The following is a 24,532-nucleotide window of genomic DNA, read 5'->3' as shown; positions in this document are numbered from 1 at the left end:
CCTCTCGGAGACGGTCGCCGCACCACCCAGACGGCCTCGCACACGCCTGCGCGCTCTTGACTCGAATGTTGAATCAGTGCACTCCGCTTCCCAGAGGGACCTACTCCGCGGTATGGTTTTACAATGTCTGAGCAGCAAGAAGAACGATCTCCTGACCGTACGGCGGTGGAGCTGTTCGCCGGCGGTGGCGGCCTGGCCATGGCCGTCGGGCGGGCGGGTTTCAGGCCGCTCCTCTACAGCGAGGTCGCCACACGCGCCTGCGAGACGCTGGAGGCGAACGGCGCCAAGGAGCGGGGCCCGGAGGAGTGGATCCCGGAGCCTGGCGGGCCCGTCCCCCTCGTCAAAGGCGATGTCCGCGCGCTCGACATGAAGTACCTGGGTGGCAAGGTTGACGTGCTGGCTGGCGGGCCGCCTTGTCAGCCGTTCAGCCTGGGGGGGATCGCCAAGGGGGACGAGGACAAGCGGAACATGTTCCCAGAGATGTTCCGTGCCGTTCGCGAGATCCAGCCGAAGGCCGTCATCTGCGAGAACGTGGTCGGTCTTCGGCGTAAGTCCTTCGAGCCCTACTTCCAGTACATCCTGCGGGAGTTGGCCTATCCGTACCTGGAACGCGATCCGGACAGCACGTGGCAGGAGCACGACGCGCTCCTGCGTGCTTACGATGCCGACTTGAAGGCCGGACGTACCTCCGACCCATCCGGAGGCCACGAGCTATATGACGTCGTCGCTACTAACGTCAACGCGGCGAACTACGGGGTGCCGCAGGTCAGGAACCGGGTGATCATCGTCGCCTTCCGCCGAGACCTCGGGGTGGACGTTGAGGCGTTCGAGCGGAGCGTGAAGCCCACCCACTCACATGCCGCCCTGGTCCGCTCCATGCGGGAGGGCGACTACTGGGACCGCCACGAAGTGCCGGACCACGTCCGCGAGCGAGTCATGGCGGAGCTGCCGAAGCAGACCGCCTTCGATACCGAGGAGGCGTCACTCCTTCCCTGGAGGACATTCCGTGACGCGCTCGCCGGACTGAACGGTGAGCCGCCCCTGCCGCCCGTTCCCTGGGCACACCTCGACCGGCAGGAGCGCTACCTGGGCGGCGTGACGAACCATATCGGCTGGCCCGGCGCGCGCATCTACAAGGGGCACACTCCCAACGAGCTGGACCGCCCGGCGAAAACGGTGAAGGCGGGCGTCCACGGGGTGCCGGGCGGTGAGTCGGTGATGCTGACCGACGACCGCGTTCGCGACCCCTCCGCTCCGGGCGGATGGAGGTACAAGCACCGGTACATGACCGTCCGGGAGACGGCTCGCGTGATGACGTTCCCGGACAATTGGGTGCTGGAGGGTCCACGAGGAGAGCAGATGCGTCAGCTCGGGAACGCCGTTCCGGTTCTCTTGGGCGAGGTCTTCGCTAAGGCAGTGGCTACCGCCTTGGACAACGCGCGGAGCAAGCGGTGACCTCCGCGAAAGCGACTCCGCGCCAGGCCCGCTGGAAAGACAAGCAGCCACCCGAGCGGGCTTGGAAAGGGCGACCTGGCAGGACGAGGGCTCAAGCGACGGCGGAGCAGGACAAAGCCGCGGGCGGGCCGGACCGGCGCTGGGTGGACTTGGGCGATGGCCGCCGAGCGCGCGCGTCTGTCGAGCTTAAGATGCTGACCAAGACCCGCCGGATCCGGGCCTATTTGCGCTGGTCGGACAGGGGGACCACGCGAAAGCCCGTGTACCTCGGGGAGGTCGACCACGACACCCGACGCGAGAACCTCGCCGAGGCTTGGCGCAGGGCAATCGAGCGCGGCCACGTGCTGCCCGAGGAGGAAACGCCGGCGTCGTCCTGGGCGGCGAGCCGCTCGGTTCGTGCCTCCATGCGGGGTAACCGATCACGTGACACGACCCCGGAGAAGCTCCTACGCAAACACCTGCATGAGCGGGGCGTGCGATACCGCGTCTCGCATCGCCCTATGGCGAGTGTGCGGCGAACGGCTGACGTGGCCTTCCCCGGCGTGAGGGTGGCCGTGTTCGTGGATGGGTGCTTCTGGCACGGCTGTCCGGATCACTGTCGGTGGCCGGGAACGAACGAGGAGTTCTGGCGAGACAAGATCGAGGGGAACCGCGCGAGGGATTCCGAGACCAACCGCCTGTTGGAGCAGTCGGGGTGGCTGCCTGTGCGGGTCTGGGAGCACGAGGACCCATCGGAGGCGGCTGACAAGATCATCGCCCTCGTGAGGGCGCGGCGCCGGGTCACGGCTCCTAAGACGCGTGCTTCACAGGTCGCCATCTCCCAGAAGGTCGGCGACGGCGTCCTCAGCGCGACGTAGCACGATGCGGCCGTCGCCCGCGCTATAGGCGAGCAGACGGCTGCCGCATCCAAGGCCGGCCTCCGCCAGTAGGCCCATGGGCAGCTCGACCCGGCCGTTCTCATCGATGGTTACCTCGGCGGGCTCTCGGATCATGAGAACCAGTCTGGCATGCGTGAGGAAGGATCGTCGGCGGTGCGTCGCCGCTGGTGCGCGGGCTGGTCCTGCGGATCCCGAACTGATTGTCAGTGGGCGTCAGTAGAGTAAACGCATGCTGACGCGAGGTATCTCGGGGGGCGAGTCGCGGGCAACGCGAAGCTCAGTCCCCGCCGGTCATACGCACTTCATCAAGGACGACGCGGTCACCCGGGGAGCAACGACGCATGTCTGAGGGCCAGTACATCAACGTGATGCCGCACCCCCGCATCCTCGGTGTCCTGGGGGACATCGAGTTCGCGGCCTGGCAGTGCCTCGCCGAGCTCGTGGACAACGCCTTCGACGTGTTCCAGTCCTCTCCCGAGACGGGCGGCGAGAGGCCCACCGTGAGCATCTCGCTGCCGACCGCGCAGGACTCCCGGTCTACGGCTGAAGTGATCGTCCAGGACAACGGCCGAGGCATGAGTCTGGACGAGGTGCGTAATGCGATCAGCGCCGGCTGGAGCGGAAACGGCCGACACGGCGCTCTCGGCCTGTTCGGCATGGGCTTCAACATCGCGACCGCCCGCCTCGGTCGCAAGACCGTCGTCCGTACAGGGCGTTCCGGCGACTCCTACTGGACCGAGGTCACGCTTGATCTTCCGCAGATCGAGGCGTCGGCCGCCTACCAGGCTCCGTACCGCCAGGTGCCCAAGGCAAACCCTGATGAGCATGGGACCGTCATCACCATCAGCGACCTCAAGGGGGAGCAGTTCGAGGCGCTTCGTCGCCCCAACGCCCTCAAGGTGATCAGGGAAAAGCTGGGTGATGTGTACAGCTACCTCCTCACCGAGCGGGGCTTCCGGCTGACGATCAATGGCAAGAAGCTGCCTCCCAGGAAGCCCTGCGTTTGGGACGAGAAGCGCACCGTCACGCGGCGAGGCGTGGAGATCAGCGCCGTTCAGCGCATAGACGTCCCCCTCTCGGACAAGAAGGCGTGCATGGCCTGCGGGTACTGGAACCCGCTCGACGTTGATCGCTGCCGTGAGTGTGACCAGGACCGGCTGGAGGTTCGTTCCCGCCGTATCTGGGGCTGGCTCGGGATCCAGCGCTACGTGCACCGCACGGACTATGGCATCGACTTCCTGCGCAACGGCCGGAAGATCCTCCTCAAGGACAAGCGGGTCTTCTACTGGACCGACGAGGACGGCCTCGGCGAGCCGGAACTCGAGTATCCGATCGACTCCAAAGCGGCGACTGGGCGCATCGTCGGGGAGATTCACTGCGACCACGTCACCCCGAACTACCAGAAGACAGCTTTCGAGTTCGAGACCGCCGAGTGGCACCAGGTGCTGCGGGCCATTCGTGGGGAAAGCCCGCTGCGACCGGAGATCGCCAAGCGGCGCCAGCTCCCGGAGAACGACAGTCCGCTCGCGCTTCTGTACTCGGGCTTCCGCCGCCAGGACCCCGGCCTGAACTACTTGGTACCCGGAAACGGCAAGGAAGCCATCCACGAGAAGACCGTCCAGTGGGCGAAGCTGTTTCGGGACGACCATCCCGACTACCAGAGCGACGACATCTGGTACGAGGCGGCCTACAGCCACGATCATCCGCACCAAGACGACCCGGGTTCCGACTCGGACAGCGACACCGACGAGCTCCTGCCGGGCCTTGGGCCCGTAACTCCTGGCGAGGAGGACGACGATCAGGAAGTCCCTGGGGCAGAGGACGTACCGCCAGCCGACGATCCGGCGCCGGCAGAAACCTTGGAACAACGGCTGCAGCGTTATCGCGACAACGCGGACCAGTTCCCCGACCTCGCCGGCGAGTACTTGATTCCCGAGATGGGTCGGATCGAACTGAGGGTCTGGGCCGTGCGGGACCAGCGACTCACCAACGCTAAGGATCAGGAGACTCCGGCCTTCGCCATCATGCTGCGCTCTCCGCAGCTGGAGGTCTTCGTCGACTCCGATCACCAGCTCTACCGAGAGCACGGGGCGGACATGCGTGACATCGCGCTGTTGGAGGCGGCCGAGTACATGCGCGTCCGGCAGAACGACAACTCCACGCCGCTGTCGCAGTTGCTGCTCCTGTTCAAGGAGCGCTCCTCCAGCCCCCGCCTCACCCCGACCGCGATGGCCGACGAGGCCGAGCGGTTGTTGGAGCGGATCCGCACCCTGATGGCCCCGGTGATCGCGGAGACCCCTGCTGTTCACTGGCTGCAACTGCGAGCGGATGAGAGGGAGGCCGCTGAGGAGCGTTTCGCCTTGGAGTCCGAGCCCGGGCTCGACTGGAACGAGGCGGTGAACAATGGCGACTTCATCCGTTTCGCTCCCGCCAGTGCCGTCCTGCGCGTCATCAGCGAGTCGCCAGCCCTCTTTATGGACGGAAAGGTCTTCCGACGCTCCTATGCCGCGCTGTCGGCCTCGGACGCCCGTGACTTGATCGTGGAACGCTTGATGAACCCTCTGAGCGACCTGGCGCTCCTCGCACAGCACCGGCCGAAGGTCACTCCAGAAGAGTTGGGGCGTATTCGCGTCAGCTGCCGCTTGATCGCCCGTGACCTCGCGGACGACAGCTGAGGATCGGAGAGGCGATGCACAGCTTCCTGGACCCGGGCCCACTTCTCGACGCCGGGCCACTGCAGTTCCCTAGGCGTGTCGAGCGGCTCCTGTGGCATCTCGGTTTCACGGACGTCGCCGTTATCGATGGCTCCGGTGACGAGGGTGGCGACGTCCTCGCTCGTCGGAAGGGAGAGCTGTGGGTCTTCCAGTGCAAGTGGAAGCGACGGGGGGTCGTCGGCGCTGACGCCGTGGACGAGGTCGACAACGCGCGAGACCACTACAGCGCGCATCAGGCCGTCGTCGGAACCAACAGCCGCTTCAGCTCGGAAGCCCGGCGCCGAGTCGACGTTCTGTCCCGTATCCGTCCCAGCATCCACCTCTGGGAGGGCGGTCACCTCGCCCGCAGCTTCAAAGGGATCCCGCCCCGCTTCGGAGAGGTGACGCCTCGCCCTTACCAGGCCGAGGCTCTTTGGGCCCTGGACAAGGACCTGGACTCACACGGACGCGCCCTGCTCATCCTGGCTACGGGGCTCGGCAAGACCGTGGTCGGCGGCGAGGTCATCGCGGCGCACCTCCGCCGTCACCCCACGGATCAGGTTCTCGTAGTCGCTCATGCCAAGGATCTCGTCCAGCAGCTGGAGCGCGCCCTCTGGCGACACCTCCCCAAGGACATCCCGACCCGTCTCCTGACTGGGGACACTCGCCCGGACGACCTGTCCGGAGTGACGTGTGCGACGGTGGGCTCCGCTCTGCCAGCCGCCCGCTTCGGCTACCGGCCGGCACTCGTCATGGTTGACGAGGCTCACCACGTCGGCGAGGACGGTCAGTACGATGAGTTGCTCGACGTGCTGTCTACCGCTAGGCAGTTCGGAGTCACGGCCACACCCTGGCGAGGAGACTCGCACGACATCAGCCACCATTTCGGACCGGCGAGCTTCACGCTCGGCATCGAGGAGGGCATGCGTCGGGGTTATCTGGCGCAAGTGGATTACCGGTTGTTCGTCGACAACGTAGACTGGGATGTCGTGAAGGCGGCTAGTGAGCACGAGTACGGTCTGGCTGACCTGAACGCCCGCCTCTTCCTGCCACAGCGAGATGAGTCCATCCGTGATGAGTTGGCTGCCGCGTGGGCGGCAACCGCGAATCCGCGAGCCATCGTGTTCTGCCGCACAGTTGAGCACGCCGAGCGACTGGCCGAACTACTGCGTCGCACTCCCTTGTGGTCCGGCGCGCTGGCCCTGCACGCCGGCCTGGCCAAACGTGAGAGGCAAAGCCGCCTCCTAGCCTTCCGTAGCGGCGACGTCCCCATCCTCACCTCGGTTGACATCCTCAATGAGGGGGTGGACGTCCCCGACGTCAACATCCTCTGTTTCGCCCGGGTGACTCACTCCCGGCGCATCTTCGTCCAGCAGCTGGGGAGGGGGCTCCGACTCCGGGAGGGCAAGGAACGCGTGACGGTGCTGGACTTCGTCAGCGATCTACGCCGGATCGCGGCAGCCCTCAACATGAAGCGAAGCCTGGAGGGCGGCGAGGTCGAGGTTCTGGGCCAAGTCGCCCCATCACAGATTGAGTTCAACGACCAACGGGTTGCGACCCTTATGGAAGAGTGGATCAAGGACGCGGCCAGTCTTGAAACCGCGTACGACGAGCACCGCCTGCAGTTCCCGTCCGCCCTCGCCGCCTTGGAGTAGCCGCCTTGCCGCAGCTCAACCTTCCGGAAGCTCTTCGACGTCGCATCCTCCTCAGCATGTACCGCACCGCCGACGAGCTGGATTGGGAGTTCCTGAGTAACCCCGGGAAGACCGCTCAGTACCGCCGATGGTTCGATGACCCAGACATCGGCGGGGAGCTGCGAAGGTTCGCCAGCGACCAGGACGTCCGGGTATGGATCAAGGACGTACCGATGAAGGAGTACGCCAGGGCTCAGGAGGGTATCGGCAACTTCGTCCCGTACGTCCGCCGGCGTTTTCGCGGGGCGGACGAGATCGTCCAATTCTTCTGCGGAACTGACTGGTCAGTTGTCCCGGACTCGGTGGAGGGCAAGCCCAACCACTGTCTCGCCACTGACGGCAACGTCACGCGATATATCTGCTGGGGTAAGGCCGGGGTCTTGAAGGACCTCATCTGGGCAGCGCTGAATGAGGCCATCGACTCAACCACCCGCCCCGGCATCGTGATCACGACCAGGGACGGCGAGACGATCTCCCAGCACACGCGCGAGCGTCAGGCTCGGCTGGCGAATCACTGCGGCGTCGATCTCGATCACCTGCACCGCTCCATGATCGATAATCCCGTCCTGATCACGATGCCATAGATCACGACCCTCCGGATCATCCACAGCCGCCTAGCTCCGCAGGCCAAGGCCCTGGAGGGTGAGGCCGGCGCTCGCCCCACCTGGTTGGAAGGGCGAGCGCCGAGGCGATGGCGTTCAAGTCATGACTTGTGGTGTGCGGTGGTGGCGAGGAAGCCGTCGGGGCCGAAAAGGGCAGTGCGGTTCAGGTATCGATTGAAGTGGTCACACGCTGGCTCGCCTAGGTGCAAACAGGCGGGGCAAGCGCCGCCATTACGTTCGCAGGCCGGATCCATGGCACATCTGGATTCGGCGCCAGCGATGCTGCCGAGCAGAATGTGTAGGTCGTTCTCAAAGACAGCTTGCAGGCCACCCAGGACGAAATCGCCGCGGCTGGCAGCGAAAACGAAAAAGCCGTTGTGTCGAGGGATGAGGTATTCGCCCAGTCCTTCTCGGTCGACACCAGCGAAGACAGCGAGTTGGCGGATAGCCCGGTGTGCGTAGGAGTGGATGAGGGTGAGAAGGTCCCGGCCGACAGGCGACGCGTCCTCCGGGTCACTAAAGCGAGAAGGCGGGGTCACGTGGGCGGCGAGAACAGTGCGTGCGGTGCGTGCGTCACTTGCTGGCGGGAGCACGTGCCCGCGTTGACGCAAGACGGTGTGGACTAGGAGCGGATCGAGGCGGAAGAACAGCGCCTCAGTGGATCGTAGATCAGCGTAGATTCGTCGCCCGCTCTTTCCCGTGAACAGACTAAGGCGGGAGGTACCAGGCTCGCCTCCGCCTCTTGTATACCCGTATACGGCCTTGAGGACGGGGAAGTCTGTGAACAAATCCACCCCCGAAAGGCCAGCGCGCCGCAGAGCCGCAGGATAATCGCCTTCATAGCGGGTTCGAACGGCGACCGGAGTCGCAGGGGTGATGAGGTCGGCAATGCGCTGGCGGGAGCCCTTCTCGGTCGCCGCCAAGGCGACGTCTACGGCCTCCCGTTCAGCGGCCTCGATTTGCAGGCTGGGGGCACTGGCGAGTTCGCCGAAGTCTTCCTCAGCACCCAGTTCACCTGCTTCGCCAGCCACAGCGGCCATCTTCTCGGCAACCGCGCGGGTCAGCCCAGAAGCGACGAGCTGGTCGACTAGGGAGGTCTCGGTCTGGCGGCCCGCGCCTGGCCGGGAGTCCTCAAAACCACCCAAGGCCCAAACCAAGGCACGACGCGGTCCCCCAGACTCGGTTACACGGCGCATCGCGGCGCGGCTTGCTGGGTTGATTTGCGTGAAGGTCTGGGGCGTATAAACGCTGGCGGATCGATGGACGTTGTAGCGTAGGTACTCAGCGTTCTTGGCCTCGGAGTACCTACGCCCGCAGGGACACTTGCGCCATGCGAAGCCCTTCTGGATCTCCTTCTGGCAGACGGGGCACTCGAATCGGATGCGCGCGGCGTCCATGCTCGACTGATGGGGCATGCGGACCTGCCGATGCTCACGGCATAGAGGAATCGCTGGTTGCTCCAGCAGTCCACAATCGTGGAATCCGACGAAGTGCAGCTGTCGCCAGTGATTGTTCCCGCACTGGCAGGTCTTGGCGGCGCCGGTCTCTACACGCCGGCACACTCTGCACACCCATACCAAGGGGAAGCGCTCGACGCGCACTCCTCGTTCGGGATTAACGCGGACGACTTCGACCGGACCGCCCGCGCGCAGGTAGTTCACCGCAGTGGCGTCCAAGCCGCGGCCCACCCAGCCCTCGAGTTCGGAGATTAGGCGGCCTCTGATGATCGAGTCTTCGACATCAACGGGGCGCGGGTCCTTCCATTCGGTGGTGCGCCAGATTCCGCCCTTGAGGTCAGCGGTCTGCTGCGGGAGGAAGCTGTAGAGGATCTGGGATCCGCTGCGCTCGTCCTTCATCGCTGTGCCTTCCCTGTGGTTAGTCGTCGCTGACGGGGATCTGGGCTTCGACATCGCGCAGGGAACGCATGGGGGCGCGCGCGAGCAGCTGGTTGGGCCACTTGGCTCCGTCTCCGGGGTTCTCGAGGCGCATGAAGTAAGTCTCGAGCTGCCGGGAAACGTCAGAGAAGGTCAGATGGTGTTGTTCAGCCACGCCCAGGGCGGCGGCGCAAGCTCTGGCCTCCTCCTCGGCGGTCAAGCCTGTCTGGGTGGTGAACTTGCGAAGCAGGTCCACGGTGGTCAACCGTCCGCCAGCAGAACGCGGTTCGTGGACGAACAGACGGCGGGACTCGATTGCCGCGCTGGTAGTCAACTCCAGTACACGACGGCTGGCGCGGGTGATGGGGATGGGTTCCACGAAGCGGTCGCCCTGCTCGATGAAGGGCCGGAACTGGGAGAAGACGGCGGAGTCTCGTTCGCGGCCGATCTTGTGGATGACGTAAACCAAGCCGGGATGAGCGCGTCCTACGCGGGCCGTAGCCTGAATGAACTCCGCAGTTGTCAGCGGCACACCGAGCACCGTCATCACGTTCAGCCGGTCGACGTCCACGCCGTGCGAGATCATCGAGGACGCAGTGACGATGTGCAGGCGCTCCAGGAAGTTGGCCTCCGGGCGCAAGAGGCGCTGCAGGGTCTCGCGCACTTCTTCGAAAGGAGTCTGCCCTGTGAGTTGGGCGGCGTTGAGTGGGCTTACGGGGACCTGGGTTCCGAGAGAGCGCCGGGCGGCCTCGACATCACGCACGGTATTGCCATACACGACATGAGTGCCGTAGAGGTTCAGGAGCATGGGCACGTGGACGAGGTCGACGCCTGCCTGAGCGCATACGGCCTGGGGCTCGTCGAGCAGGCGGCGTACGGACTGCTGGAGGATGGTCGTAGTGCGGTCTGAAACCCACTCGAGTGTGACCCCGCGCGGCCACACCGCGACGAACCTGCGCAGCAGCCGATCCGTCTCACGAGACCAAAAGGACTCGCGAGCGGAAGGCCCTGGAACCGGGAAGACACGCCCTCGTCGGTTGTACAGGACCTCCACCTGGCGCTCAAATCCAGTGAGAGTCGCCGACGAGGCGATGATTTTCGGGGCTCGGCCGGTGAGTTCCGTCTGCAAGGCGTCCAGCAACGACTCGTAGTGAGAGTCCACCGCGCCGAGGGAGTCCCGGAGCAGGTGCAGTTCGTCTTGCAGTCGGAAGGAGGGGGCGAATCGCGCACGGTCCCGAGCTGCCAGGGGGGTGGTGTCACCAGGACAATCGGGGACCAGACAGCCGGTTGGCCGTTTGGCTCGCTTCGCGTAAGTGAACCCATGGCCGGGACGTGAACAGCGCCCGGCCGGCCCCTCGAAGAATCCCCGCATGCCGCCCTGCATGGCGATCAGAGCGGCCTTGTCCAGCGTGCCGATAACGACGGTGGGCAGGAAGCGATAGATCTCCTGATCGACGACGTACACCGGTAGCGGCTTGCCTTCGCTGGGGCACCCAGTCGCGACGCACAGGTGACGCAGGCTCCAGTCACCGCGGTGGAACTTCATGCGGATCTCCTTGGACCCGCAGAAAGGGCAGGCGGTGAGAACCTGGTAACGGTCCGCCATACGAGGTTCGTCCACGTCGATGGGGTTGTGATCGGTGGGCGCGGTAGGGACTTCGTTCGGGGTCGCGCCAGCGCCGATGAAGTAGCCCAGGGAAATAGGCTCTCCACCGATCGTGCATTCGCGACGCACCAGCTCGGCTGCGGCCAGGGCATCCGCGAAGCGCTGGGTCTGCTGGAGGGACAGCATGCGTAGCGGGAATCGACTCCAGGCCGTGATGCCTGCGAGCTTCCCGCGTAGCCGATCGTAAAAGGCGGCTAGGACGAGCAGACCGAGATACGTCTCGGTCTTGCCGCCACCGGTGGCGAACCACACGATCTCCACCTGCTGCCAGTCTTCACCTTCATTCACCAGGGAGGGCAGCACTGAGAGGATGAAGCCGATCTGGAACGGGCGCCAGCCGGCGTAGCGCCCACGGGCCGCGCGGCGCATGGCGCGGTTCATGAGCTGGAAGGCGTTGCGTAGATCGGCGTCCCGTTCCAGAACGGCCGCGCCCGCACGTAGCCGCTGGAGTTCGGCCGTATGCTCCGCAGCGGCTTCTACGGCTTCTTGAAGCATCTCCGGCTTCCAAGATTCCTCTGTGGCGCGGCGTTGCAAGGCGTCCGAAGACCAGTGCTCAAGCCCCCATGCCTCGTACGCCTCTACCAGTCGCGCGAGGGTGGCCACCGGTTCTTGGGCAAGGTTCTCGAAGGTCAACGGCAGGAGCCGTGCGTCGGTTCGCTCAAAGGTGTATTCAGGACGGCATCGATCAACAACCACCTGATCGGTCGTTACAAGTTCATTGGCGCTCTGGACAGCCACGCCACAGTTGATGCCGATGGCCGGCAGGCGCCGGTCGTAGCGAAAACTCTCGGGCAGGGATTCGAGCAGGAAGGGAGTGGTCAACAGGTCGAGGACCGTCAGTTCCACCTCGAAGAGATGGCGCTCGCCTCGCTGACGTGAACCCTCAGGCGTGGTGTTCACGAGTTCCACCACGAGCTCAGGACTGCCGCGCCAGGACTCATCTGTCACGCGCACTTCCGCACACGAGCCCACCGCCCCCGCGGCATCAAGGGCCTCGGCGATCTGGCGCCCACCGAAGGCCGCTCCCGCAGCGCCCAAGGGGACTTCGATCGGCAACACTACGTCGATCGACGCCGTCTTCTCCCACTTCTCGCCTCGTCCCTCCGAACCCCGCACCTGGTTCCAGGCCAGCGCCCGCACGCGCGCCCGCAAGGTCCATGGCCCCTCGCCCTCAGGCCGCACTCGCAGGCCAATCGCGCATGGGTCCATGCGCCGCTCCCTGCGTACTGTGGCCGCCTCGCTTTCCGGAGCCAGCCGGCCCAACCAGTACACCCCGGCAGGGTCCGCGTCCAGGACGTCGTCCCGATCGCCTCGACCCTCCGCGGTTACCTGGCTGTCGAGCCAGTCCACGAACCGGCTTTGTGCATCCACCGCGTCCTGCGTCACGCCGCCTCCATCGCCAAAAACTCCAGCGTCAGCCGCTTAAGGCGGCAGCTATCCCGCAGACGCTCGAGCAATTTCTTCTCCAGTTGCCGCACCCGCTCACGAGTGCAGCCGAATTCCTTGCCCAACGCCTCCAGCGTCATGGGATCCTCGCCGTCCAGGCCGAACCGTCCCTCCAACAACCGCGCCAAGCGTGGGTCGGCGTCAGTGAGCATGGCGCCGATCGTCCCCAAGATCTGATCCTTCAAGAGCCGCCGAATGATCTCGTCCTCCGGCCGTTCCACCTTGGACGCGAGTACCAGATCGCCGAGCGTGGCGCCGCCCTCCTCGTCTACCGGAATATCCAGGTGGATAACCGGGGCGGAGTAGTCCAGCAGTGCGCGGATATTCTCCGGCTTCTCCCCCAACCCCTCGGCCAGTTCCACCACGGTGGCGGAGCGCCCATTGCGCTCCTCGAAACGTCGCGCGTACTGCTCCACGCGGCGCAGGTCGTCACGAACATGCACCGGCAAGCGCACCACGGAGCCGGTGTTCGCGATGGCCCGGGTTACCGACTGCCGCACCCACCAACTCGCGTACGTCGAGAACTTGTAACCCATGGTCGGATCGAACTTCTCCGCCGCGCGGTTGAGACCGAGAACCCCTTCCTGGATCAAGTCATCCAGTTCCAGGTCGCCAGCACTCGGCAGGTAGCGCCTCGCGATGTCGATAGCAAGGCGTACGTTGTGCCGGACCAGTGTCTTGCGAGCTTCCTCGCCGTCACGAATCAGCTCAGCCACATCACCGGACGCCTCACAGTTGGCCGCGGGCTCTTCCGTCCTCAGAGACTCCTCCGCCCGCAGCCCCATCTGGATGCGTCGCCCCAGCGCCACCTCTTCCTCGGCCGCCAGGATCCGATGACGTCCCAGCCGCCCCGGGTAGGCGTCCGACTGTTCTCGACCGCTGAAGCCCGTGGGCCTGGCGTCCGCCTCGGCTCCGCCACTGGCCAAAGCGTTGTTCTGCGGTTCTTCGCTCAGCACCCCGTGCTCACGCAGGACGGCCAGGACACGGCCCAACCGCTGTGGATCAATACCCCGGCGGCTGGCCACCTGCACTACGTGAGCGCGCTCAAGTCGGCCAAGGCGCTCACTGTCCTCCAGCAACGCCTCGACGCAGGCTTCGATCACGTCTTCCACGCTGAAGACGCCCTCCCCTGAAATCAAAAACGAGTTTCCTGGACGCCGAGCGATGCTGTTCCCCGCCCCCTCGACCCAGTGGAAGAAAGCTAGGACCGCAGATCTAGCGAGCGCAAGCGGAAGTTCAATTTATGGCTACTCAACGCCTTTTAAGGCCGACTGCCGGAATGCTTCCCAGGAAGGCCAATATGAGAGTTAGGCCCGACTCGTTGACTCGCCGCCTCCGGGCCGCTACATTTGCCGCACAGGCTGAAACTCGATCTTAGATCATGTGTTCGAGGAGTTCCGCGTCAGCGGCTGGCAACCTCGCCTTGTACGCGCTCGCAGGCCGCTCGTCGCACACAGAATTCCTTGCGCGCTGGCGCATGCACTTTCTGACGTCCCGCTATCACGCGGTGAGAGAATTCGCGGTCGGTGTCTGCCGAGTCCAATCATCGTGGGCGGACCCTGAGGCTCCTCTCAAAGGGCGGCAGGTGGAGGACTCATGTGAGCCAGCACCGCAGAATGAGGTGGCCCCTGCAGCCGTTCGGAGACAATGCTGGGAGCCATCTGGGAGCCAACCCGCTCCCCGAGCCCCTTCGAGCCTACGCGAGACCAACCGTTCCCCCGCGCCTGACCTGCGGAAATGTCGTCGCTGCTGGCAGGCTCACCAACCGAACCTCGTTCGGGACGAAGAGGTCGTGGGTTCAAATCCCGCCACCCCGACAGCCGAAACACCAGGTCAGGCCCGGTGCTGAGAGATCAGCACCGGGCCTGGTTTGCTTTGTCGCCCCGTTTTGGGAGCCGTTTGGGAGCCGGCTTCCAGATACCGGCTCCCCGGCCGGACGACTGCTCTGGGTCTCGGACGCCCTGCCCGGCGCCGTCCACGATCTGACCGCGGCCCGCACCCACGGCATACCCGCCGCCCTCGCCGCCGACGGCATCAAGTGCTGGGCGGACAAGGCATACCAGGGCGCCGGACCCGCCGTCCGCGTCCCGATCCGGGGCAAGCACCTGCGCGGCTGGCGCCGCCGCCACAACCGCGATCACGCAAAGATCCGAAGCCTCGGCGAACGCGCCATCGCCACCCTCAAGTGCTGGCGAGTACTCCGCAAACTGCGCTGCAGCACCACGAGGATCACTACCGTCGTCCGTGCCATCGTCACTCTCGAACTCACCATCTGATCAAGATGGAGAGGGCTCAGTGCGCGGAAGAGTTCGGCGCCGATAACAAGCGCGGAACGGTGGTCGAAGCGACACCGATCCCATTTGTGCCCGCGTCGGGTCCAGCTACTTGCGAGCCGGGCGCGGGCTGGATTCGGCCGAGCTCGCGGCTCAACCCGGACTCCCCTCCGGCGTGCTCAGCCGTGCTCAGCGAGGAGCAGTACCGCCCGGGGACTCTGCGCCCAGGAGCGTGAGCAGCCCGGGAAATCTCTTGTCGATGTCCGCGCGTCGTAGTCGGATGCCCTTGCGGTTGCCGTAGTCGATCTCGTCGATGAGACCTGCCTCGCGCAGGACTCGGAAGTGGTGGGTCTGGGTCTGCTTCGAGATCGGAAGATTGAACGAGTTGCAGCCCCGCTCGCTGTCGCTGCGGTCGGCGGCCAACTCCGTCATCACCGAACGACGGTGCTCGTCGGCGAGGGCGCGAAACACCGTCCCCAGATCGAGCGCATCGGCCTCCGGGCCGACCAGGTTCTTCCCGGCCACGCGGCACCTCCTTCAGGTACGACTTGAATCGTACCTGAAGAATGTGCTCCACTGAGGTACGAAATCTTTCGTACCTTGGTTCCGGTTGCGCTGCCCGTCCCGCCGCGCTCTGAGAGCCGACCCCGGCACTCGCCGGGGAGCTGGTCATCCTCGACACTCCGAGAGGTCATCGTCATGAAGAAGCCCGAGGTGCTGATAGTCGGTGCCGGAATCGCAGGGCCCGCGCTCGCATATTGGCTCTCCCGGAACGGCTACCGGCCAACGGTCGTCGAACATGCCCGGCAGCTGCGCTCCGGTGGCAGCGCGGTCGTCGTGAAGGGGCCCGCGATCCCGGTCGCCGACCGCATGGGCATCCTCCCGCAGCTGCGCGGGCTCGCCACCCGCAATCGGTCACTGACCCTGCTCGACCCCGGCGGCAGGCGAATCCTGCAGCTCCCGCTCACCTCGGACAAGGCGCCGACGGTCGAGGTGACCCGAGCCGACCTGTCCGAGGTGCTCCACCGGTCGGCGCAGACCGAGGCCGAGTTCTTGTTCGACGACACGGTCACCGCTCTCGACCAGGACGAAGGCGGGGTGGACGTCACCTTCCGTAGGTCCGCGCCACGGCGCTTCGACCTGGTAGTCGGTGCCGACGGGATGCACTCCACCGTACGGCGCCTGGTATTCGGACCCGAGCGGCAGTTCGCGAGCGACCTGGGCCTGTACGGCGCGACCGTGCCGCTGAAACCCGACGCCGTCGAGGACCCGAGTGAGATGACGATGCTGACTGTGCCGAACCGGATGCTGGTCGTCCATCCCTCGCGGACCACTCCGCTTGCGATCTTCACCTTCCGGGCCGCACGGCTGGCGCCCCACGACCGCAAGAACATTGCCCTTCACAAGCAGACCGTGGCCGACGCCTACGCCGGCGTGGGGTGGCGGGCACCGGAACTCGTGGCGGCCTTCCTCGACCACCCGGCCCCGTTCTTCGACCCCCTGACCACCCTCCGGATGCCCTCGTGGTCCCGCGGACGGGTCGTCCTGCTCGGGGACGCGGCGGCGGCGACAGCCCTGCTGGGCGACGGGTCCAGCATGGCGATGGCGGGCGCGTACGCCCTCGCGGAAGAGCTCGCCGCCCAACCCGGTGACCACGCCCGCGCCTTCGCCGTCTACGAGTCCCGTCTCCGCCGCGAGGTAGGCCCACGGCAGCGACGCGTCGGTCCGCTCTCCAGGCTCATGGTGCCCCGCACCCGGCCGGGCCTCGCAGTGCGCAATACGGTGGGCCGCGCGGTCAGCCGCACGCACCGGAGCGCCACTCGCGGAGCCGCGAACCGGTAGACCGCGCCCGCACCGACTGCTCACCGGCCGGTGCGCAGCTCCCCTGTAGCTCCCAACCGGGTCGGCGCCGCCATGCGAGCAAGCCATGGCCGCCCTGAAGGGCTGGCGCCCCGGCGGAAACTCCGCTGTAGCACCAACCGAGTCACCGCCATCGTGAAGACGATCCCCGCCCTTCGTCACGCCTCAACCTGAGGTTGGAAAAGGCTCATCGTCTCCACCATTGAGCGCGACCTTGGCGTCCATATCGCCAGCTTTGATCCTGACGTGCGTCGATAGAGCCGCGCCACGGCTTCGGCGGCTCGGGCCGTGCCGCAGGCTGCTGCCTCTCCGACCGGTGCGGGTTCCAGCCGCCGAGAACCCGAGTCTCCTCGGCGGACCCCCACGACAGCGTGACGCCAGCACCCCCGTGCCCGTAGTTGTGCACGACCACGGTGCCGTCCTCCCCCACCTCTTCCTCCACCCGGACCGTGGCGCGGGTCGGTCGAGCGCCGACCCGGTGCTCCAGGACACGGGCCTGGGCGAGTCGGGGCTCGGCCTCGGCACAGCGGGCGAGGATACCGGCCGCCGCCTTGTCATCGGGGGCCGGATCGCCCTCGCCGTCGATCGCGGTGCCGCCCAGGACGACGGTGTCGCCCCGAGGCCCGCGCAGTTGATGATCGCCGAAGCCGGACCGGCCTCCGAGAGCGAGGTCAGCCGTCGCCGCTCGACCACACCCCCGGCATCGCGGAGCCGGCGCAGGAGGTAGTCGAGGTAGGTGGGCATGTCGATCAGTGGCACGGTGAACCGGTAGCCCGCCGTGAACCCGGCCGGGAGTTCGGCCCGCTCGCACGGTCGGAAGCCAGGCAAAGTGGTGGCCCAGTCCGGCGCGGCTTCGGCCGTGCGGGATGCCTCGATGCCACTGGTGAGCCGGACGCCCGTCGCCGGGTCCTGGGCCAGCTCGTGGAAAATCTCCAGGGACCGTTGTCCCCACTGGTCGATCTTGTCCTTCGGCTCGACCAGGTAAGGCCCCCACATCGCCCCGGCCGCCAGCGACGTGACCCCCGGCACCTGCTCGGCGATCACGTGCACCGAAGCCCCAGCCTCGGACAGAACAACGGCCGTGGTGAGCCCAGCCACCCCAGCCCCGACAACGACAACGCGCTCCCCTGCGGTCAGGAACCTGACCCTAACGGCCGGGTTGCGTCGATGATGCGTATCGGGCGAGTGCGCCCTCCAGGGCTGGCAGGAAGCCGCGCACGTGAGGATTGCGCTGTCGGCGGCGGAGGTCGGCGGCAAAGCTGGCGGAGCAGCGCCGCGGTGAAGGCGAAGTCGTTGTCACGGCCGGCGGCGGCGTACGCGTAGGCGAGCCGGGACAGGACGGACGCCCGGACAGCCAGCGGGGCCGCGTCGCTCGCCCGGCGGGCGGCCTCACCGAGGGCGATGGCGTCCGCGGGGCGTCCTCGACTCGCCGCCTGGGAGGAGAGGGCGCCCGCTTCCTCTCTGTACAACCGACTCGTATGTAATCAAGTCCCCCTGCTGCTAACGTCGTTTCCGCACGCCCCGCTGCTTGCCATCGACCTTCCGATGCCTCTCCCGAAATGCCTCAGGCGACGGCCTGAGGTGCAGTAACAACAGAGGTGAAGGGAGGCCGATGGACGGGGCTTGGGTCCTTGCCGTGATCGGAGTCGTGAGTGGTGCGGTTCTCGTGCTGAACACAACACTCGATCACATCCCGCAGATCGCGAAGCGGATCGTGAAAGCGGTGGACGCCCTGAGGGAGGTGAAAGCCGCTCTCAAGGCGAAGGATCAGAAGTAGGTAGCAGGGAAGTAGGTGCAGTCCGGCGACACGGGGCGCCGGAGCCACCTATCAGTGGGCATGGGCTAGTCATCCTGGCAATGGTGACTGCTTGTGCGCCGACACCTTCCCCTTTCATGAGCTTTTCAGTTCGATGCGCACGTGGTGACGACCACTATCAGCCCGCAGCGAGATGGCCGCTAGCTTGGCTTGCCTGGGAGAGCTTTCGGTCATTATCTGATCGAAGTGGCTCTGTGCGCGGTTTGTGCAGGTTTGAGAGGTTGCGAGGATGTCTGAACGCGAAGACAATGCCCCTTTGCGTCCGCCATTGACCTGGTAGCGGCTGACGCGGGGGAAGACGGGGTGGGGACTTGTCGTTCGCGGAGCATCAGTCTGTGTTCTCGGCACCCGCGGTGCCCTTGGGGGCCGCGTCCGATACCCGAGAGATGCTCGGACAGGGGGCGTACACCGAGGGCATCTCGCGCCGGTTGAGTGCCGCCGCTTTCGCCCGTACTGACTGGTGGGCCGTTTTCCGCGCTGTGCTGACGCGGCTGTGGCGGCAGATGAAGGCAGCCGTGCGGCGGCACCTGCGATGGCTGTTGCCCGCCGAGGCGGTCGAGCAGACGACAGGCACGACGGAACCGCAGCCGCCGATGGTCGTGCTGGGCGAGGATTATGCCGTGTGGGTCCGTCGCCGGATCAAGATGTCGGCACGGTCGGTGCCGGTCTACGGATTCCATCAGGAAGCCGTCGTGCATGCTAGCGACCGTGCCATTCGGCACATGCGGCGGCGTCGACTGGTCGTCGTGGGCGCCGTCGTGATCACGTCCTGGCAAGTCATCGTCGGTTTCCTGAGCGTGGGTTGGGCGCTTCTTGTTCTGCTGATCACGCTGTGGGGAGTTCACCTGGTCGAGCGTTACCTGGCGCAGCTTCGGGTCAATGCCCTGCTCGCCGGGGAACTGCGCGCACCAGAACAGGCGGAGCAGGCTCATGCCCTGCCGTACTTCTACGAGCGGCGTCGCAACGGTGATCGGCACCGGTTCGTCGGAGCAGGTCTCCAGGCTTGGCCGGAGGCGGTCATCGGTATCGATGTCGAGCCCGCACCCGAGAGCCAGGACGATGAGGACGCCAGTCCGGGGCCGCTGCCGAGTTCCGATTCGCCGTCGCACAAGCCGGACCGCCCTGACATGGCCGAGATCGCCCAAGCCGTCCTGAACGCGCTGGAGCAGCACAACAAGCCGGTGATCCGGAAACCGTTGAAGCACTTCACCGCTGGTCAACTGCACGCATACATCGAGCGCCGCCTGGTCGATCCGGCACCTTCCCATCACCGTGATCATCCGAAGCCGCGCGTCGAGGTCGTGGGAATCGCCGGCATCCACCGAAAGCGCTGGGATCAGATTGACGACGCCTCCTGGCGTAGCCTGCACACCCTCGCCGTGGACGACACCGGTGACAAGCCCGCCGAAGAGGTCGCCCGACGGTACGTATGGGCACGGGTGACGGCGTGGAACGGCGAGCTCATCGCCGCCGTACTCGTTCACTTCGCCTACCAGGGCGGTTTCCTCCGTGCCACCGTACGTCCGCACATCATGGGTCCCCTCAACCCGAAGGTCGCCGGTCTCCGTTCCACCGACCCTGGGACGCCGAAGTGGCTGGGCCGTGCCGCGTTCAACGCACTCGTCGACGTCTGTGCCGGCCTCGACCGGCTCGTTCGCCGCAAAGCCCGACCGCTCCCCGAACTCGACCCGGGCAGCGGACCGGTCAGCCTCCGAGAGGTCTACAGCGTCCGCTGGCTGGAAGACATGCACATGCACGACGACGCCCGCTACTACGTGCAGATGATGCAACGCCGGGTCTTCGACTCCACCGAGGCCTTCCTTCGCGACCACAATGTCGACATCGCGTCGTACCGCCAGCAGTCCACTGCCATCTACAACTTCGGCGTCATGAACGGCGGCACCATGACCGGGCCCGTACAGGCCACGCCCTTCTCCGTCGACTCATCCATGACGAACTGACCCGCCGAGTACTCCTGGAGTTACGTATGGCCTCTCGCCGCCAACCCGATTCCATCCCGAACAACCCCAACTTCGGCGTCTTCAACACCGGGCACATGAGCGGTCCTGCCCAAGCCGCGCCGTTCTCCCACAACGCCACCCAGGTCAACAACATCACCAACGAAGCCATCGACAGGGCACGGGAGAGCATCGATGACCTACGCCGGCGCTTGGAGGCACTGCGCGGCCTGTATCCCGAGGTGGACGCGGCCCTGCGCGACCTGGATGCGATCGCCCCGCGCCTGGCCGAACCCGGGAGTGATCCCGGCACCCTCCGATACATGCTGCAGAACCTCGTCGAACGGTGCGGAGGCATCCCTGGCGTCCTTGCCGCGGCCGAGTTCGTCCGGTCCACCGTCACGGCGCTGCTGCCCGGTTCCTCCTAGGCCGGCGGGGGAGCACGATTTCGGCCCATACCGTCTTGCCCAGCGGGTGGCGGGGGTGGGTGCCCCAGTGGCGGGACAGGGCGTTGATCAGGAACAGGCTGCGGCGTGTGCTGGGCCGGGTGCTTGGTGCGGGTGAGTTACTGGTCGAGTTGTGGCCCTATGTGTATCGGGAGACGTTCCCTGACTGGTCGTGTGCGTTCATTGCGTTGTCCCAGCGAGCCGTCGTCGTACGTGAGTATGCGGCTCATGTGGTGCCCGGGTTGTTGCAGACCGAAGGGCGGTGTGCCCGGTCTCGGCTCCGGGCGGGGCAGCAAGGTTGGTGGGGGGAGTGTGGTGGTGGGGAGGGCTGCCTGGGGGGCGTTCATAGGGGCTTTGTCGGCCAGTCCAGTAGGCGGGCTCCGATGACCGCTGTCTGGAGGGTGTAGCGGTGGGTGGGGTCGGTGGGGTCGGCGCCTGTTATGGCGTGGATGCGGGCCAGGCGGTAGGTGAGGGCGCGGGGGGAGAGGGAGAGGCGGCGGGCCGTTTCGGCGGATACGCAGCCGGTGTCGAAGTAGGTGGTGAGGGTGTCGAGGAGGGGTTGGGGGCCGCCTCGGGCCGCGCGTAGGGGGCCGAGGGTGTTCTCGACCAGGTCGGCCATGGCCTGGCGGTCGCGGGTGAGGACGGGGTAGACGAGGAGGTCGGCGGCGCGCAGGACCGGGGCGTCCAGGTCGAGGCGGTCGGCCAGGTCCAGGGCGTTGAGGGCCTCCTCGTAGGAGTGGACGACGCCGGCGGGGCCGGGCTGGGAGCGGCCGATGGCGACCTGGCCGCCGTCGGTGGCGGCGTACGCCTGCTTGGCGAAGTAGGACAGGACCTCGTCCTGGTCGCCGGGGGCGATGCACACCAGGCGGCCGTCCTTCGTGGTGAGCAGGATGCTGCGGTCGCCGAAGCGGCCGATGAGGGAGCGTTCGACGTCTCGGGGGACCGGGTCGCCGTCGTCGTACGGTGTCCGGCCGCTCGCCACGGCGACGGCGTGCGCGGAGGAGAGGCGCAGGCCGTAGCGGGCGGCGCGTTCGGCGAGGCGGCCCAGGTCGGTGCGGCCGTAGAGCAGGTCGTCGATGAATTCGCGACGGGCCGTCTCTTCCTGGCGTACGGCGTGGCGCTGGGCGCGTTCGTAGCCCTCGGCGAGGGCGTCGACGGCCTGGGCGGCGGCGGCCAGGACGGTGTCGGGGGTGGAGCCGTTGCCGGTCGGCCAGTGGCTGCGGGTGGCGGCCAGGTGGGCGCCGACCAGGGCCCGCAGGCCCAGGCCGGCCTCGGCGGCCTGTTCGCCGAGGGCGCGGCGGGAGTCGAGTTCCTCGCGGGTGAGGCGGCGGCCGGTGGCGGAGGCGTCGGCGAGGATGCGCGCGTAGCCCTCCAGGTACGCGGTGGCGGCGGTGGTGCTTTCGTTCGTCGCCATCTCTCCAGCCCCCCCTGTGCGCGCCGCGTTCTCCGCCTCTTTTCTAGCCCACGGGGATCTGGGTGGTGGGCGTGGGTGTCCCGGGCTCGCGGGTCGTGACGTTCTTCAGGAGGGCGGCCAGGTCCACGCCCGTGGTGGAGGTGAGGAGTTCCATGCCCTGGGCGACGTTGTCGGCGACCGTGCGGGACAGTCGGCTCGCGCCGTCCGTGGAGATCACCGTCATCTTGTCGACGGCGGACAGGGGTTCCGATGCCTTGGCCACCACCTGGGGCAGGACCTCGATGAGCATCTGGAGGACCGCCGCCTCGCCGTAGCTGCCGAAGGCGGCGGCCTTCTTCTCCATCGCCTCGGCCTCGGCCGCGCCCCGGGCGCCGATCGCCGCGGCCTCCGCCTCGCCCTCCAGGCGTACGGCCTCGGCGATCGCCGCGCGGCGGGAGCGTTCGGCCTCGCCCTGCTTGAGGCCCTCCACGGCCTGTGCCTCGGCCAGCGCGCCGCGCCGCTGCTTCTCGCCCTCGCCGGTCAGCCGGGCGCGTTCGGCCTCGGCCTGCGCCGCGGCGATCTCGGCGGCGCGCTCGGCCTCCGCCTGCTTCACCCGGGCCACCCGGCGGGCCTCGGCCTCCTGCTCGGCCGCGTACCGCTTGGCGTCGGCGGGCTTGCGGACCTCGGTGTCCAACTGGCGGTCCTTCAGGGCGGCCTGCCGCTCGGCGACCTTCTCCTGCTCGGCGAGGATGTCCTGCCGGCGGGCCGCCTCCGCGAGCGGGCCGGCGGCGTCGGCGCGGGCGGACGCCTGGTCGGTCTCGGCCTTGATCTCGGCCTGCCGCAGGTACAGCGTGCGCTGCGCGACCGCTATCTCCTCCTCGGCCTTGAGGCGGGCCTGCTCGGCCGCCCGCCGGGCCTCGGCCTCGGCGATGTCGGCCTCCTGCTTGGCGCGGGCCGCCTCGGGGCGGCCGAGGTCCTCCAGGTACGAGCCCTCGGTGGTGATGTCCTGGATCTGGAAGGCGTCCAGCACCAGGCCCTGGCCGGAGAGGCTGGCCTCGGCCTCCTCCGCGACCTGCCCGGCGAAGGCGGCGCGGTCGCGGATGACGTCCTCCACCGACATCCGGCCGACGATCGCGCGCAGCGCGCCGGACAGCACCTCCTGGGTGAAGCCGACGATGCCGTCCTGCTGCATCAGGAAGCGCTGGGCGGCGGCGCGGATCGCGTCCTCCGTGCCGCCCACCTTGACGATGGCGACGCCGTCCAGGTTGGCCTTGACGCCGCGCAGGGTGACCGCGCCGCGCACGGCGACCGGGATGTGCCGGGAGGACAGGTCGAGGGTGAAGCGCTGCTGCACGAACGGCACGACGAACACGCCGCCGCCGACCACGACCTTCTGGCCGCTGTTGTCGGTGACGACCCGGCCGGTCTCCGGGTCGGTGGACCGCTTGCCGCGCCGGCCGGTGACGATGAACGCCTCGCTCGGGCCGGCCACCTTGTACCGGCTGACCACCACCAGTGCCAGCAGCACCAGGAGTACGACGGTTCCGGCGAGCGCGATGACGACAGGGCTCATGGTGAATCCCCCTGGTTGATCGGAAGAGAGCTGATCGGAAGAGAGTTGATCGGGAGAGAGCGGTGGATTCAGTGGTCCACCGGGCGGACGACCACCGACGACTGGGTCGGGGCCGCCTCCACCCACACCTCGGTGCCGAGGGGCACCGGGCGGGCGCTGCGGGCCGCGCACTTGAGCGGTTGGCCGGCCAGGCGGAGCAGTACCTCGCCGTAGCCGTCGGCCGGGATCGGGGTGACCACCTTGCCGGAGGTGCCGAGGAGGTGGTCCGCGGTGGGGGTGACGGAGGTCTGGTCGCGCATGAGTACGCGGCTGAGGTGGTACGTCAGCCAGGCCGTTCCGGCGCCGGTCAGGGCGCCGGCGGTGACGGCGCCGGTGGGGCCGGTGGCGCCGGTGCCCAGGGCTATGGCGCCGCCGAAGCCGGTCATCGCCGTGAATCCGGCGATGACCGGGAGGGACAGCCAGCCGTCGAGGATGCCGTCGGGGGCGCCGCCGAGGGCGCCGTCCAGTGTTCCGTCGAGTAGCCCGTCGAAGATCAGCGACAGGGCGAGCAGCACGGTCCCCGTGATGCCCAGGCCGAGAAGCCAGGCCATGTGCTGCCCCCTCTCGCCCCGTCGCCGATCTCCGGTGGGAGGGATCGTTGCATTCGGGGTGGCGGGGTGTCATTGCCGGGGTTCGGCAATCTTTATGTGTTCTTGATGCCGCGATTGGTCAGGGGGTGGGTGGTGTTGTGGTGTCCAGGTACGTGGCTGGGGGGGTGGGTGTGCGGGTGGCGGGCGGGTGGGGTGCCGGGGGGGGGGGGGGGGGCCCCCCCCCCCCCCCCCCCCCCCCCCCCCCCCCCCCCCCCCCCCCCCCCCCCCCCCCCCGGCGCCCCCCCCCCCCCCCCCGCGCCGGCCCCCCCCGCCGCC

The 24,532-nt window shown here is 67.2% G+C and carries 17 protein-coding genes and 2 pseudogenes; 11 read left to right on the top strand and 8 right to left on the bottom strand.

Annotation, left to right across the window (positions count from 1 at the left end; translation table 11 throughout):
• Positions 1-165: 165 nt before the first annotated feature.
• The 5 genes from ACFY32_RS24320 to ACFY32_RS24300 all read left to right on the top strand — a co-directional run bounded on the left by ACFY32_RS24320 (position 166) and on the right by ACFY32_RS24300 (position 7,304).
• Positions 166-1,455 carry a DNA cytosine methyltransferase gene (locus ACFY32_RS24320; RefSeq protein ID WP_390675239.1) on the top strand — a complete coding sequence of 430 codons (1,290 nt, stop codon included), beginning with the start codon at positions 166-168 and terminating at the stop codon, positions 1,453-1,455.
• A gap of 191 nt (positions 1,456-1,646) precedes the next feature.
• A complete protein-coding gene (locus ACFY32_RS24315; RefSeq protein WP_390675238.1) occupies positions 1,647-2,312 on the top strand; it encodes a very short patch repair endonuclease in 666 nt (221 codons plus the stop codon).
• Between the two features lie 362 nt (positions 2,313-2,674).
• A complete protein-coding gene (locus tag ACFY32_RS24310; RefSeq protein ID WP_390675237.1) occupies positions 2,675-5,008 on the top strand; it encodes an ATP-binding protein in 2,334 nt (777 codons plus the stop codon).
• A gap of 14 nt (positions 5,009-5,022) precedes the next feature.
• Positions 5,023-6,681, top strand: a complete 1,659-nt coding sequence (locus tag ACFY32_RS24305) for a DEAD/DEAH box helicase (protein WP_390675236.1) — start codon at positions 5,023-5,025, stop codon at positions 6,679-6,681.
• A 56-nt stretch (positions 6,682-6,737) separates the two neighbouring features.
• Positions 6,738-7,304, top strand: coding sequence for a hypothetical protein (locus ACFY32_RS24300; protein ID WP_390675235.1), 567 nt, complete (start codon positions 6,738-6,740; stop codon positions 7,302-7,304).
• Between the two features lie 119 nt (positions 7,305-7,423).
• Here the strand turns inward: ACFY32_RS24300 and ACFY32_RS24295 are convergent, their stop codons facing one another.
• Genes ACFY32_RS24295 through ACFY32_RS24285 form a run of 3 tightly spaced genes read right to left on the bottom strand, consistent with a single transcriptional unit; the run spans position 7,424 to position 13,420 of the window.
• Complete coding sequence (locus ACFY32_RS24295) at positions 7,424-9,178, bottom strand: hypothetical protein (RefSeq protein WP_390675234.1); 1,755 nt, start codon at positions 9,176-9,178, stop codon at positions 7,424-7,426.
• A gap of 19 nt (positions 9,179-9,197) precedes the next feature.
• Positions 9,198-12,248, bottom strand: coding sequence for a DEAD/DEAH box helicase (locus ACFY32_RS24290; protein ID WP_390675233.1), 3,051 nt, complete (start codon positions 12,246-12,248; stop codon positions 9,198-9,200).
• The gene (locus tag ACFY32_RS24285; RefSeq protein WP_390675232.1) at positions 12,245-13,420 is read right to left on the bottom strand and encodes an RNA polymerase sigma factor RpoD/SigA; all 1,176 of its coding nucleotides are present in this window, start codon (positions 13,418-13,420) and stop codon (positions 12,245-12,247) included. The genes ACFY32_RS24290 and ACFY32_RS24285 overlap by 4 nt, the downstream gene beginning before the upstream one ends.
• An 816-nt stretch (positions 13,421-14,236) precedes the next feature.
• Here ACFY32_RS24285 and ACFY32_RS24280 point away from each other — a divergent pair.
• Positions 14,237-14,584 (top strand): annotated as a pseudogene (locus tag ACFY32_RS24280) (transposase family protein); the annotation flags it as partial.
• A gap of 186 nt (positions 14,585-14,770) precedes the next feature.
• Here ACFY32_RS24280 and ACFY32_RS24275 read toward each other — a convergent pair.
• Positions 14,771-15,106, bottom strand: a complete 336-nt coding sequence (locus ACFY32_RS24275) for a winged helix-turn-helix domain-containing protein (RefSeq protein WP_309052126.1) — start codon at positions 15,104-15,106, stop codon at positions 14,771-14,773.
• A gap of 174 nt (positions 15,107-15,280) precedes the next feature.
• Between ACFY32_RS24275 and ACFY32_RS24270 the strand changes: the two genes are divergently transcribed.
• Positions 15,281-16,423 (top strand): FAD-dependent monooxygenase, encoded by a 1,143-nt coding sequence (locus tag ACFY32_RS24270; protein WP_390675230.1) that lies wholly within the window; start codon positions 15,281-15,283, stop codon positions 16,421-16,423.
• A 183-nt stretch (positions 16,424-16,606) separates the two neighbouring features.
• Here ACFY32_RS24270 and ACFY32_RS24265 read toward each other — a convergent pair whose 3' ends face one another.
• The gene (locus tag ACFY32_RS24265) at positions 16,607-17,539 is read right to left on the bottom strand and encodes an FAD-dependent oxidoreductase (protein ID WP_390675229.1); all 933 of its coding nucleotides are present in this window, start codon (positions 17,537-17,539) and stop codon (positions 16,607-16,609) included.
• A 538-nt stretch (positions 17,540-18,077) separates the two neighbouring features.
• On the opposite strand from ACFY32_RS24265, the gene ACFY32_RS24260 reads away from it, so the two are divergent.
• The 4 genes and pseudogenes from ACFY32_RS24260 to ACFY32_RS24245 form a co-directional block, all read left to right on the top strand.
• Positions 18,078-18,218 (top strand): hypothetical protein, encoded by a 141-nt coding sequence (locus ACFY32_RS24260; protein WP_390675228.1) that lies wholly within the window; start codon positions 18,078-18,080, stop codon positions 18,216-18,218.
• Positions 18,219-18,592: 374 nt separating this feature from the next.
• Positions 18,593-20,218 (top strand): hypothetical protein, encoded by a 1,626-nt coding sequence (locus tag ACFY32_RS24255; RefSeq protein WP_390675227.1) that lies wholly within the window; start codon positions 18,593-18,595, stop codon positions 20,216-20,218.
• A 26-nt stretch (positions 20,219-20,244) separates the two neighbouring features.
• Positions 20,245-20,643 carry a hypothetical protein gene (locus ACFY32_RS24250; protein ID WP_390675226.1) on the top strand — a complete coding sequence of 133 codons (399 nt, stop codon included), beginning with the start codon at positions 20,245-20,247 and terminating at the stop codon, positions 20,641-20,643.
• Positions 20,644-20,741: 98 nt separating this feature from the next.
• A pseudogene (locus ACFY32_RS24245) lies at positions 20,742-20,954 on the top strand (transcriptional regulator); the annotation flags it as partial.
• Between the two features lie 50 nt (positions 20,955-21,004).
• Here ACFY32_RS24245 and ACFY32_RS24240 read toward each other — a convergent pair.
• The 3 genes from ACFY32_RS24240 to ACFY32_RS24230 form a co-directional block, all read right to left on the bottom strand.
• Positions 21,005-22,075, bottom strand: a complete 1,071-nt coding sequence (locus ACFY32_RS24240; protein ID WP_390675225.1) for a PucR family transcriptional regulator — start codon at positions 22,073-22,075, stop codon at positions 21,005-21,007.
• Positions 22,076-22,118: 43 nt separating this feature from the next.
• Positions 22,119-23,627, bottom strand: a complete 1,509-nt coding sequence (locus ACFY32_RS24235) for a flotillin family protein (protein WP_390675224.1) — start codon at positions 23,625-23,627, stop codon at positions 22,119-22,121.
• A 68-nt stretch (positions 23,628-23,695) separates the two neighbouring features.
• A complete protein-coding gene (locus ACFY32_RS24230) occupies positions 23,696-24,217 on the bottom strand; it encodes a hypothetical protein (protein ID WP_359204724.1) in 522 nt (173 codons plus the stop codon).
• Positions 24,218-24,532 lie beyond the last annotated feature (315 nt).

Source organism: Streptomyces sp. NPDC000134, from assembly GCF_042899225.1.
GTDB lineage: Bacteria > Actinomycetota > Actinomycetes > Streptomycetales > Streptomycetaceae > Streptomyces.
Note: the sequence above shows the minus strand (reverse complement) of the source record. Positions and strands in the feature narration are given on the sequence as shown.